At 56.2% G+C, this 12,732-nt stretch carries 10 protein-coding genes; all 10 read right to left on the bottom strand.

All coding sequences use genetic code 11. From position 1 onward, the window contains the following. Window positions 1-3 precede the first annotated feature (3 nt). Window positions 4-1,116 (bottom strand): ABC transporter ATP-binding protein, encoded by a 1,113-nt coding sequence (locus HW561_RS11165; RefSeq protein WP_176864718.1) that lies wholly within the window; start codon window positions 1,114-1,116, stop codon window positions 4-6. Window positions 1,117-1,235: 119 nt separating this feature from the next. Next, entirely contained in the window at window positions 1,236-2,360 is a 1,125-nt protein-coding gene (locus tag HW561_RS11160) for an extracellular solute-binding protein (protein WP_176864716.1), read from the bottom strand. 126 nt (window positions 2,361-2,486) lie between these two features. Then, complete coding sequence (locus tag HW561_RS11155; protein WP_176864713.1) at window positions 2,487-4,478, bottom strand: beta-galactosidase; 1,992 nt, start codon at window positions 4,476-4,478, stop codon at window positions 2,487-2,489. After that, complete coding sequence (locus HW561_RS11150; protein ID WP_176864712.1) at window positions 4,475-6,121, bottom strand: amino acid ABC transporter permease; 1,647 nt, start codon at window positions 6,119-6,121, stop codon at window positions 4,475-4,477. Before HW561_RS11150 ends, HW561_RS11155 begins: the two co-directional genes overlap by 4 nt. A 66-nt stretch (window positions 6,122-6,187) precedes the next feature. Beyond that, the gene (locus HW561_RS11145; RefSeq protein WP_211198604.1) at window positions 6,188-6,937 is read right to left on the bottom strand and encodes a basic amino acid ABC transporter substrate-binding protein; all 750 of its coding nucleotides are present in this window, start codon (window positions 6,935-6,937) and stop codon (window positions 6,188-6,190) included. A 22-nt stretch (window positions 6,938-6,959) separates the two neighbouring features. After that, window positions 6,960-8,006 carry a LacI family DNA-binding transcriptional regulator gene (locus tag HW561_RS11140; protein ID WP_176864709.1) on the bottom strand — a complete coding sequence of 349 codons (1,047 nt, stop codon included), beginning with the start codon at window positions 8,004-8,006 and terminating at the stop codon, window positions 6,960-6,962. After that, window positions 8,006-8,752, bottom strand: a complete 747-nt coding sequence (locus tag HW561_RS11135; protein WP_176864707.1) for a sugar phosphate isomerase/epimerase family protein — start codon at window positions 8,750-8,752, stop codon at window positions 8,006-8,008. Before HW561_RS11135 ends, HW561_RS11140 begins: the two co-directional genes overlap by 1 nt. 79 nt (window positions 8,753-8,831) lie before the next feature. Beyond that, complete coding sequence (locus HW561_RS11130; RefSeq protein ID WP_176864705.1) at window positions 8,832-9,914, bottom strand: ABC transporter ATP-binding protein; 1,083 nt, start codon at window positions 9,912-9,914, stop codon at window positions 8,832-8,834. Between the two features lie 3 nt (window positions 9,915-9,917). Next, the gene (locus tag HW561_RS11125) at window positions 9,918-11,573 is read right to left on the bottom strand and encodes an alpha-amylase family glycosyl hydrolase (RefSeq protein ID WP_176864703.1); all 1,656 of its coding nucleotides are present in this window, start codon (window positions 11,571-11,573) and stop codon (window positions 9,918-9,920) included. Window positions 11,574-11,582: 9 nt separating this feature from the next. Then, a complete protein-coding gene (locus HW561_RS11120; protein ID WP_176864701.1) occupies window positions 11,583-12,731 on the bottom strand; it encodes a carbohydrate ABC transporter permease in 1,149 nt (382 codons plus the stop codon). Window position 12,732 lies beyond the last annotated feature (1 nt).

The raw sequence follows: 12,732 nt of genomic DNA, 5'->3' as shown, positions 1-12,732 counted from the left end.
TCCTTATTCTGCGGCCAGTTCACCCGCAGGAACAAGAACCGCATTGCGGGTCTCGTATTCCAGCGTGATGATCTGACCGGTGTGATCCTCGAAGGACTGTCCGAGATTTGGCAGCGATACCTTGATCTCTTTGCCGCCATCGCCCTCGGTAAAGATGTTGAAGGCGTTGCCTTCGAATTCCTCGTGGTTCACGCGCGCGGTGACAAAGTGGTCCCCGGTCGCGCCGTCCGGCGCAATCGCCAATGCCTCGGGCCGGATGAACATCATGGCGTCGTCACCTTCTTTCATCTTGCCTTGATTGGCCGTCGAAATCCGCGCCACCAAGTCGCCCGAGCGGTTGGTTGCAATCAGTGCTTCATTGCCCATGACGCGCTTGATCTTGCCCCGGAACACGTTGTTTTCCCCAACGAATGAGGCGGCAAAGGCTGTCGCGGGATCGTTGTAGATCGTTTTGCCGTCTGCGATCTGGTCGATCACCCCGGCGCGCATCACAGCGATGTTGTCCGACATGGTCAACGCTTCGCCCTGATCGTGGGTGATGTAGATAAATGTAATGCCGACGCGTTTTTGTATCTCGCGCAGTTCCGTCCGCATGTGTTGACGCAGCTTGAGGTCCAGCGCAGACAACGGCTCGTCCAGCAGCAGCACATCCGGTTCGGCACAAAGCGCACGTGCAATCGCCACCCGCTGACGCTGACCGCCCGACAACTCGCTGGGCAGCTTGTCACCCTGATCCGGCAGTGCAATCATCTCCAGCAACTCATCGGCGCGCTTGCGTCGCTCGGCGCTGCTGGCGCCTTTGATTTCCATCGAGAAGGTAATGTTTTCCCACACCTTCATCAGCGGGAACAGCGCAAGGTTCTGAAAGATCAGCGCGGTCGGACGCTTGTTCGGCCCGATCCCCTTCATGTTATTTCCGCCAATCAGGACATTGCCTTCGCTGGGTTCCAGAAAACCCGACACGGCCCGCAGGATCGTGGTTTTGCCACAACCCGAGGGTCCCAGGAACGAAAAGAAGTCGCCCCCGTTGATGTTTACGTTTGCATCTCGCACGGCGACAAAATCACCGAAACGGATCCACAGGTTTTCCAGATCGACTCCGACCCCTGCACTCATTTTTGGTATCTCCCTGAAGCACAACCATAGGTCGCGCTACATTACTTTCCGTCACGCCGGGGGCGGCGTACAGGTAATGACCCCCCGCGCGGACGCGAGGGGCTTGGACATCAAGGCGATCAGGCGCTCTTGAACTTGTTGACGAACTCGGTGCGGGTTTCCGCATACCAAGGTGCTTCTGCTGGCCAAGGGTTGAGGTTGGCCAAAGAGTCGCCCGGATAGGCTTCGGCAAAGTTCTTTTTGTAGGTGTCGCCGGAATACTGATCAGCACCCAGAACCGGCGAGTTGTAGCCGTGGCTGTCGATCGCCACACCTGCCGGCTTGGCCTGATAGGCAAAATCGATGAAGGCATAGACCTGATCGACATTCGCAGCACCCGACGGCATCGAGATACCATCGACCCAGGCCATCGCGCCTTCGACCGGTGCCTGATAATGCACAGGCTCGCCTGCGGATTTCAGCGCCAGCGGCGGACCATCCCATGTCTGACCGACCACAACACCTTCGTTCAGCAGGCCGTTCTTCTGGGTGTCAGCGTCGTTCCAGATCAGTTTGATTCGGTTCTTGCGCTCAACACACCAGTCGGTGATCTGACCCCAGACCTTACGCATGGTATCTTCGTCACCATACGCTGCCCAAACCGAACCCGGCTCCATCTCACCCGAGCGCTCCATGAATAGGCCCGCGCCCAGCATCATCGAGTGCGCGCGGCCCATGGTTTTGCCAGCGTTTTCTTCTGACCAGACATCGCCATAAGACGGCGCATCGCCTTCAGGCAGCCAAAGATCAGTGCGATAGGCGATACCTTCGGTGCCCCAGATATGCGGCAGCCAATGCGCGCCGCTATCATCAAAGTTCCAGGCATCGGTACCAATCTTGGCCATTGCCGGGTTCACCAGATCAAGCGGAATCTTATTCATGTCAAACGGTTGCAGCAGCTCCAGCGGTTGCCATTGCAGTGACCGGTTGTTGGTCGGCGAGACAATGTCAAAGCCCTGCCCCTTGGTGGCCTTCATCTTGTTGATGATTTCTTCGTTCGAGCCGATACCGGTGTAGTTGACCTTAATGCCAGTCAGGGTTTCGAACTCTTGAATAAAGCTGGGCGGCAGGTAATCCGACCACATCAGAATGTTGATTTCCCCTGACGAAGCCAACGCACTCTTGCTGTACAGTGGCGCCGCGAGTGCTGCTGCACCCGCGCTCTTCAAGACAGAGCGTCTGGATAGTTTGCTTCTATTAACCATAGTGTTTTCTCCCGATGTTGGACTTGGTTTTTCTTTTTATAATTTAGTGATAGGACTTTCTGTGGTGGTTCGTCAGCCAAAAAGTGACAATTTGTGGATTTAGTGTGTCCAGTTTGACCGGTTTGCTCATCCAGAGGCACAATTATCCGGGGGTTCGCCACCTTTCCAAACAGTTATATCGTACGGCTCAACAGGATCCGCGCCAATAAGAATTTGGCGCTGTACTCCGTCAGGTAAATGCAGGGCGCGATCGCCGAAATTAAAGGCAAAACTCAGCGCGCCACGTTGTGCAATGCGCAGTTCGGGCCCATGTTCGACCGCTTCAATCCCTGACCAGCTCAACACATCCCGCACGATCTTGCGCAGCAGATCTCCGCGAGGGACCATAGCCAGATACGTTGCGCGCGGTGACCTTGTGACCGCTGGGCTGCCATTTCGGTATTTGCTTACAAAATGGCCGATGATTTGGTGATCCGTCTCTATCACCTCACGCCAGCCCGTAAATTCACAAGGGGCGTTTTTTTGCAACACTACCGATTCTTTTGCCAAGTCCGGCAGAGATTCGACCCGCAGCACGCGAACACCCGTCAGATCCGCCAGCCCCCCCGGTGCCAGTTTCGGCGGCGTGTGCATATCCGGCGTCTTACTGCCGGACCGCGCGCCGATCAGAAGCTTGGCCTGCGTTTTCTCCAGACGGGCGGCAAGGTCCTCAGTTGCAATCATGCTCTGCGGCAAAATAATCAGAGAATACCCGTTCAGATCACTTTCGGGGCCAACAAAATCTAGATCAACACCCAACTCGCGCAGTGCTGCGTACCATTCGCGGATGATCTGCGCATTCGGGAAACCGTCGTCATGGGGCAGAATATCTGCGGCCCAGATCGAGGCATAATCCATTAGTATGGCGACCTTCGCTTTCGCCCGGGTTGCGGGTGGCAAGGCCGCGCGATCTTTGACAATCTGCGCCAGTTCAACCGCCGCCTGATCCGGACTGCCATCGGATCGCAACAGCGCAGTATGAAACTGTTCCTGCGCGAATTTCGCCTGCCGCCAGCGGAAGAACATCACAGCCTGCGCCCCATGCGCGTAAGCCGCCCAAGTCCACAGCCGCACCATGCCGTCAGCCGGAGACGGGTTTTTCTCGGCCCAGTCCACCGGTCCCGGTTGCTGTTCCAGAACCCACATGCGCCCACGCCCCTGAGACCGGTAGAGATCACAGTGAAACCCCTGATAATCCGGTGCACCCGTGCGCAGGTAGCGGTGTTTTTCCTGATCTGAAAGCGTCGAGCCTAGCAGGTTGCCCAACGGGTAACTATCGAACCCGACAATATCCAGATCAGTAGCCACAGCGTGGTGATCGAACTCGAAACTGCCCGCCATAAAGTTATGAGTGATATCACGGCCAGGAGAATGCTTGCGCAGGATGTCCACCTGTGCCCGATTGAACAGCTGCACCCGGTCCGAGGAATAGCGGAAGAAATCCAAGGAATGGGTCGGGTTCGGAGTCGTCACTGATCCGTTGGGAAGCTCGATCTGATCAAAGCTCGAATAGGCGGAACTCCAGAATACGGTTCCCCAGGTTTTGTTCAGCGCATCAATAGAACCATAGCGGTCCTCCAACCAGCGTCGGAAACCCTGCCGTGCTGCTTCGGAGTAACTGAGGACCGTATCGTGATCATTGTATTCGTTGTCGATCTGCCACGCGCAGACATACGGGTTCTGACCATAGCGACGCGCATACTCAGTGGCAATCCGACACGCCTCGGCCAGATAAACATCGCTGGAGAAACAGTAATGTCGGCGCGAGCCGAACCCCCGCGCGCGCCCGTCCGGGCCAACGGGCAGAATCTCGGGGTGTTCATCGATCAACCATTTGGGCGGCGCGGCGGTTGGGGTCGACATCATCACCCGTAATCCCGCCTGCCCCAGAATTTCGATCACTTCATCCAGCCAACCCCACTGGAATCGTCCACGTTCAGGTTCGATTAAGCCCCAGGTAAACTCGGCAATCCGGACCCAGTCGAGCCCCATCTCGACCATCTGCGCAGCATCGTCACGCCACTGGGACGGATCCCATTGTTCGGGGTAATAACAGACCCCAAGTTCCAAACTGCTCATCTGTTGTCCCTTGCCGTTCGCCGTTCGATCCATTTCAGGAAGCTGGCGCAGCCCAGTGTGATCACGACATATAGGATCGCCGCTGTGTTGAAGGGCGCGAACGGCAGAAAACTGGCCGCCTGAAACTCGCGCATCCGTTGGGTCATGTCGCGCACAGACAGGATGGACAGCAACGAAGTATCCTTGATCATCGCGATGAATTCATTGCCCAAGGGCGGTGTCACGATCCGCAGTGCTTGTGGCAGCACGATCAAACGCGCCGTATGCCAGCGGGACAAGCCCAGTGAACTCCCGGCTTCCAGTTGGCCCTTGGGAATAGCCTCGATACCTGACCGGAATATCTCGGCCATGTAGGCCGAATACCCGACCGAGATGGCGATGATCCCGCGCGTCATGTTCGTCATGTCGATGCCACCGCCCGTGGCATCCTTGACCGCGCCTGCCAGAGGCAAGCCAATATAAAGAATGATGACCAGCATCGGAATGCCGCGGATGGTATCTACAAAGAACTCGGCCCCCACAGCCAGCGGGTGCAACTTGTGCTGTGCCCCACCGACGGTCAGAGTCAGTAGCAGAAACCCAAACACGGCAAATGCCAGCGCCGGGTTGCGAAATTTGTCGGGCAAAAAACTGGTCCGCCAGAGAACCGGGTAGCCCTGCGTGTTGGCCTCGACCGGAACAAAGGCGCCGGAGACGCTGTCGACGGTTTCGATCTGCTCTAACGCGCTGGCCGCATCTGTCGCGCTGCGGATGCGGTATTGCTGGTCTCCGCCACCTTCAAATTCGCCAAAACGGATAATGTCTGCCTGCGCTTGCGGAGTGCCACGTACAATCGCGATGCGCGCATCCGTACTACCCACCAAGACGTAATTCACTTGCGGTTGCATGAAAAAGAAAGCTGAGATCGCCAACAATGCAAGACTGATCGATCCGTAAGTGACCGTCGTGCGCGCCTTTGCCTTGAAGGATTGCAGCCCGACCCAGATCAATCCAAGAATGGCGGCAAAAATATAGGCAAAAATCGCCGCGCGAAAGGTGATGGCGACACCGGTGGCAAACTGCCAGTGGGCCATGAACATCAGATAGAACAGAACCGCTCCGGTCAGGACTTCAAATCCCAGCCCAACATAATTGCTCAAAGGGTTATTCAAGCGGGCAGACAGTAAACACAGGCCAATGACCACAGCATAAAGGGCGAGCACAATTTGCAGACCGGTTTGAACCTGCGCGATCACTTCCGGAAACAGCACCCAAGTTTGGTTCGAACGATCAATCAGGGTCGAGGTATTCTCGCTGAGCGCGTGAAAGAACACAGTTTCGGCAAAGGGCATCAATACCTGAGGTGCCACAAAGCCCAAGATCGACAAGGCAACTGCCGCAGGGAATGCGGCCAGCGCTGAGGTACGCAACCAGCCCGGTGCATGCGCTTCGAACCGCGCGTGTCTGGCGCAGAGATAGCCCAATATGGCCACTGTCAAAATCAACAGGAACCCGACGAAAGTCGGCCCTGCATTGTTGCCTATCCCCAAGATGGAAATCAGGGACCGCAGGTATTTCGACGAGGTCGCGAACAGGTAGATGATGAACGGGGCGGCGGCGAGCAGGACAAGATTGCTTGGGCGGATCGAGCTTAGGCGCGACATGGGGTTCTCCGCTGGGACAAGGCTCCGGCGACGTTTGCCGCCGGAGCCAGAGGGTGCATCACAGGATCAGTTGGTGCTCCAGTATTTGCCGACCAAAGCGTCCAGTGTGCCGTCTTCCTTGATCGCCGCCAGACCGGCATTGATGGCATCAACCGTGGCGTCGCCTTCCTGAAATACGATGCCCAACGGATCGGATTGCAGGCCGGTGATACCAACCGTCAGTTCCCCTGCGAATTCCTGTTCATAGGCTGCGGCAGAGGTGCCATCGATGATCACACCCTGCACATCCGCATTCTGAAGCGCCAGAATGGCCGCCGAGAAGTTGTCGTAAAGGCTGACATTCTCGCGCCCGACGACATCTTCGGCCAGTTGTGCATTGGTGGTGCCGGTCTGCGCCGCCAGTTTCTGACCGCCCGCTTTAAAGTCGTCCAGCGTCATGTCCCCATTGTCGACCTGCAGCAAGATCGCCTGACTGACGACAATGTAGGGTTCAGAAAAATCCATGGTCTCTTCGCGTTCCGGCGTGATCGACACACCCGAGATCACTAGGTCGAACTCTCCTTGTTGAAGGGCTGCAAAAATGCCGTCCCAGGCGGTGTTGACGAAATTCGGGACGCAATTCACCTTTTCACAGATGGCAGTCATCACATCCACGTCGAACCCCACGATTTCACCCGTAGTTTCATCAACGGTTTCCATCGGGGGATAGGTCGCATCCGTACCTATTTTTAACACGCGCCCTTCCAGATCGGCGGCAAACGCCACAGAGACTGTCATCGCGGCCATAGTTGCGGTGGCAAGCAGTTTTTTAAACATGTCCGGTTTCTCCTTTGTTGGATCAGTTGGTTTGCGCCATTTCCGGCGCGGGCGTGTCAGGTTGGCGTTCGATTAACGTGGCCCTGATCTTTTTCTGTGTCTCGGACGGGTCAGCCCCGGCCAGTGATTTCAACATGAATTCACCCAGCAGTCGGCTGGTTTCACCGATCGGCAGGTAATATGTGCTGGGGGGCGGCACAAAATACTGGCTGAGATGCAGGTCGTCGGTCGAAATCACGACAACGTCGCGCCCAACCTGCAAGCCTGCCTTTGCCGCAGCGGATAACGCGCCCAGCGTCATTGCCTCGTTGGCGCATATGATCGCACTTGGACGGATCGACAGCTTCATCAGCATTTGGGTCGCCTGCTGACCACTCAATGCAGTCGTTGGACCGTTGAAGACCAGTTTTGGGTCAATTTCAATTCCAGCCGAGGCAAGCGCATCCGAGTATCCTTGTTCACGCTGCGCTGCATAGATCAGATCTACGGGCGGGTTAACCAACGCAATCCGACGATGGCCCAGCTTTATCAACCGAGAGGTCGCGTCGTGTGCCGCCATCTGACTGTCGAAATCCACATACGGGTGCGGGTGGTCACTCTCGCTCATGCCGTAAGTCACAAATGGAAAGCCCTGTTCCTCCAGATACGCAATACGCGGGTCGTTTCGGCGCGTGCCGGAAAAAATCACCCCGTCGACCAGCCCCTCTTGCACGATGTTTCGCAGCACAGACATCGCGCTATTAAGGTCTGAAACGCTGAACACGCTGAGCTGATAGCGCGAGCCCTGCAGCGCACTGGAAATGCCGCCAAGAATGCGGGTGAACTCAACGCCCTCCCATTCTTCGGGTGCATCCACCGAGACACCGACAAGAACGCCTATCCGGTAGGATTTATTGGTGCGCAGCTTAAGCCCGTCGAGATTGACGCGATAACCAAGCTCAGCCGCAACGGTTTGAATCTCTTCGCGGGTTTCGCGCTTGACTGACGGCGCCCCACGCAGCGCGTTTGATACTGTGCCGACAGAGAACCCCGTCCGTTTGGCAATCGATTTGATCGTCGCCCGCGCCATCACGCAATCCGCCCCAGCTGATCGGAAAGAAACCGGCGACCCGTTCGCAGCGTACGCCAGTGATCAGGCGTTTCGTCGTGTTCCACGAACAGATCCGCACAACCTGTTCGGGCCAAAGCCCTCAGCACGGCCTCCCAATCCACGACACCGTCGCCTACATCGCGCCAACGCTCATCGCCTTGCCCTGTTGGATCAATGTCTTTGGCGTGGATCGACAGGATGCATTCTGCATAACGTTGAATGAGATCTGTAGGGTCCAAGCCTGCCGCAACCAGCCAACCGATGTCAGGCTGCCAATAGATGTTTCCTTGTGCCAGAATCAAATCCAACGGCGTTTCACCGGGATATCCCACCAGATCGAAATCGTGATTGTGGTAAGCCAGCTTAATGCCCATTGTAGCTAACTGGTCAGCCCATTCGGATAACTGGCCCGACATAGCCAACCATCCTTTGGCTGTGTCAGGTCTCGCATCGGGCGCAAGCCAAGGCATGACGGCTACTTGGCATTTCAAAAGGTTCAGGACCTCGATGATTTCCGAAAACCGCCCCTCAAACTCTTCCCAATCAAAATGCGCGGAACGGACCTGCAGACCAGATTGACGAACGATATCTGCCATTTGTTGCGCGGACAGTTCGTGAAGTCCGGTCGTTTCCACGTCGGTGAAACCGCACGCCGCAGCCAATCGCAACTGATCGCTCAAATCGCCACATTGCCGCACCGTGTAGAGCTGAGCAGAAATCCGCATTCACCACCATTGAAACGTTTCAAATATGGTGAGACAGGAAGGGCTGAGTTGTCAAGTTTTGTGTCTAAATGCCCTTTTGCTACGTCCGCATCGACAACCCAGCGTGGAACAGGTGCACTTTCTCAGCCGCTGCTGTCACCGAAATCGCCTGCCCCCGCAGGTTTCGCTGAATCCCCGGAAGCTTGGCAACGACGGCCCCGGACGCTTCAGTCTTGGCAAAATACAGTAACGTGACCTCACCCAAAACCTCGGTAAAATCTACTACTCCGGTCAGGATCGCGTCGTCGTCTGCCATTACAAAATCTTCGGGGCGCACGCCGATATTGACGTGTTTGCCTTGATCGCTCGCCTTGGTTGGGATTGCCGAAATCGCAACGCAGCCCGTGTCCAAAGTCACGGTTGTCATCGGCCCTGTGCCCGTGATTGTGCCGGGCAGCAGGTTCATGGAAGGTGAGCCGATAAATTGAGCTACGAATTCGTTATCGGGTGCCTCATACAAATCCAACGGTGTGCCAACTTGCGCAATGCCTTTGTTGGCCAGAACCACGATCCGGCTCGCCAGAGTCATAGCCTCGACTTGATCATGGGTTACATAGATCATGGTGCTGTCGGGCATCGCCTCCTTTAGCCGCGCAATCTCGATCCTTGTTGCCACGCGCAGTGCCGCGTCAAGGTTCGAGAGCGGCTCGTCGAACAGATACACTTTTGGATCGCGCACAATGGCCCGCCCAATAGCCACCCGCTGACGCTGACCGCCGGACAACGCCTTGGGAAGGCGGTCCAGAAACGGTTCAAGCTGCAGAATACGGGCGGCGCGGTCGACCGCCGCGTCGATCTCGGCAGCGGGCATTTTGGCGATCTTCAGGGCGAAGGCCATGTTTTCACGCACTGTCATATGTGGATACAGTGCGTAGCTCTGAAATACCATTGCGATGCCCCGTTGCGCGGGCGGGACATCGTTCATCAACTGCCCTTCGATTTCCAGCGTTCCGCCTGTGATTTTCTCCAGACCGGCAATCATCCTTAATAAGGTGGATTTACCGCAGCCCGAAGGACCGACAAAGACAATCAGCTCGCCCTGTTCGATCTCAAGATCGATATGTTTCAGAACATCGACCGGGCCATAGGACTTTGCGACATCTGAGAGTTTCAGTTCAGACATACCCTATTCCTTTTCCCTGGCCATCAGACAGAATTGCGACGCATTCAGCATTACACTGCCCGCACCTTCGACCGCACCCAAGTCCAGACCGATGGATCGCCAATTGCCGCCGGACAACTTTACCTCGGCCGTATCTGTGCCGAGGTTGAACGAGCAAAAAACCTGCTCGGACGCATCCTCGCGTAGAAAGCTCAGGACCGACCCGTTCTGAGCCATGTCTGTCTGCGCCCCGGATGCGAGTGCGGAATGCGCGTGCCGCAGGGCAATTGCGCGGCGATAGTGATGTAGCATCGACTGCGGGTCGGCTTCCAATCTGTCCGTTGCACACTCGGCCTGCGCGGCACTAACGGGCAACCATGGATCTCCGGTACTAAACCCGGACTGTTCGTCCTGAGCGACCCAGACCATTGGCGTGCGACATCCATCGCGCCCCTTGAACTCGGGCCAAAATTCGATGCCGTAGGGGTCCTGTAGCTTTTCGAATGGTACATCCGCTTCGTGCAGCCCCAATTCCTCACCCTGATATAGGCAGGCGGACCCGCGCAGGCACATCATCAGAACCGCATATTGACGGGCGGCAACGTCGCTCAGGTTCCATCGTGACGCGTGGCGCTGCACGTCGTGATTGGAAAATGCCCAACAGGGCCATGCGTCGCCTGCTTTTGCCTCCAACTGATCAAAAACCTGTTTTGCATAGCTGGCCGTCAGAGCACGTTTTTCAAGGAATTCGAAGGCGTAGCACATGTGCATTCGCCTATCGCCAGAGGTGTATTCCCCCATGATCTCCAACCCGCGCTGCGCATCACCGACCTCGCCCAAACAAGCGCGACCTTCGTATTCGTCGGTGAGTGCCCTCAACCTCTCGAGAAACGCGATGTTCTCTGGCTGGCTTTTCGAGAATAGGTGATCCTGATGGTTATAAGGGTTTACGGCTGGCGCGATTGAGGCATTACGCTCCTCCAACGGCAAAGCCGGATTGTCGCGTAGCTGCTTGTCATGGAAGTAGAAGTTAATGGTGTCCAGGCGGAACCCATCCACACCCAGTTCCAGCCAGAACCGCGCAACGTCTAAAAGAGCATCCTGCACATCTGCACAATGGAAGTTCAGATCGGGCTGTGACGTCAGGAAGTTGTGAAGGTAGTATTGCAGACGACGGGAATCCCATTGCCACGCCGAGCCGCCGAAGATCGAAAGCCAGTTGTTTGGCGGCGTGCCGTCAGGCTTGGGGTCTGACCAAACGTACCAGTCCGATTTCGCATTCGCGCGGCTTCCTCGGCTTTCATTGAACCACGGATGCTGATCCGATGTGTGAGACAGCACTAAGTCGATCATCACTTTCAGCCCTTTTGCATGGGCTTGATTCATAAGCTCTCGAAAATCATCCAGTGTGCCGAACATGGGATCGACGTCGCGGTAATCGCTGACATCATACCCGAAATCTTTCATCGGAGATTTGAAGAAGGGCGAAATCCAGATCGCATCCACACCCAAAGAGGCGATGTAATCCAGTCTTTCGGTGATCCCCTTCAGATCTCCGACCCCGTCACCGTTGCTGTCTTGAAAACTGCGCGGATAGATCTGGTATATCACGCCCCCACGCCACCAATCGGACGATTGCCTGGTTGCTTTGACTTGTCTCGGAGTGTTCTGCACGTTCATTAGACGCCTCTATTTGACGGACCCGGCCAAAAGGCCGCGGACCAGGTATTTTTGCATTGCGAAGAAGACAACCAGCGGCACAAAGATCGACACAAAGGCCGCTGTGGCCAGAATTTCCCAGTTGCCACCGCGCGTTCCCAGCAACTCGACAATTCGGTTGGTCATCACCGTGGTCTGCCCAGTTGCGTCAATCAGGAAAACTTTGGCAACCAGCAGGTCGTTCCAGGTCCAAAGGAACTGGAAGATCGCAAAGGACGCCAATGCTGGGAAACTGAGCGGAAGGATCAGCTTAGTGAAGATCTGAAACTCGGTGGCACCATCAACCCGGGCATTTTCGATCAGATCGCGCGGCAATCCGGCCATGTAGTTGCGCAACAGGTAGATTGCTAGCGGCATCCCGAACCCGGTATGGGCAAGCCAGACACCCAGGTATCCTTTGCCGATCCCGATACTCAGGTGAAATTTCAGCAGTGGGATCAACGCCAGTTGCAACGGCACAACCAGCAGGCCGACAACGGCCGCAATCAGTAACGCTCGGCCTGGAAAGTCCATCCAGGCCAACGCATAAGCTGCAAAAGCGGCAACAAGGATCGGGATGATCGTGGCCGGGATCGTGACCGTCAGCGTGTTGAAGAACGCCTTGCCCATACTGTCGGTGCTGCTCTGGTCCAAAAGCACTTTATGGTAGTTGTCGAAAGTGAACTCAGACGGCAGTTCTGCAGTCACGAAAATACGCACTCCACGCTTTCCAGTGAATTCCTCGGCGTTTTCCATGCGGTAATCACCATCGGCGGAAACGGTAATAGTGCCACCCCGGCGCAACTCCGCCACCTCATCGGGCACGAACGCAGTCACATCACGCGAGCTAATACCCCATCTGGATATCGTCGCCTTCTGGTTTTCGTCGAACAGCTTGCCTTCAATGACATACATCCCGTTTTGCAGGACCTGCGTCTCGGGCGCGGCGCTGCGCAGAGTCAGGTTCTGCTCGGACGGGAACAGCGACCGCCACCAACCGCTTGAAGATATCTGATCCGCCGTGCGGAAGGACGAGATCAACAATCCCAACGTCGGGACAACCCAAAGCACCACAAGAAAAAGGACAGAGGCATGGACAACCCATCTGAGCGCTGGCTTGGTTCCTGCAATATCGCTCATG

Origin of the sequence: Ruegeria haliotis, from assembly GCF_013377785.1 — a bacterium.
GTDB lineage: Bacteria > Pseudomonadota > Alphaproteobacteria > Rhodobacterales > Rhodobacteraceae > Ruegeria > Ruegeria haliotis.
The sequence above is the reverse complement of the archived record's forward strand: the minus strand, read 5'-3'. Positions and strand labels throughout refer to the sequence as shown.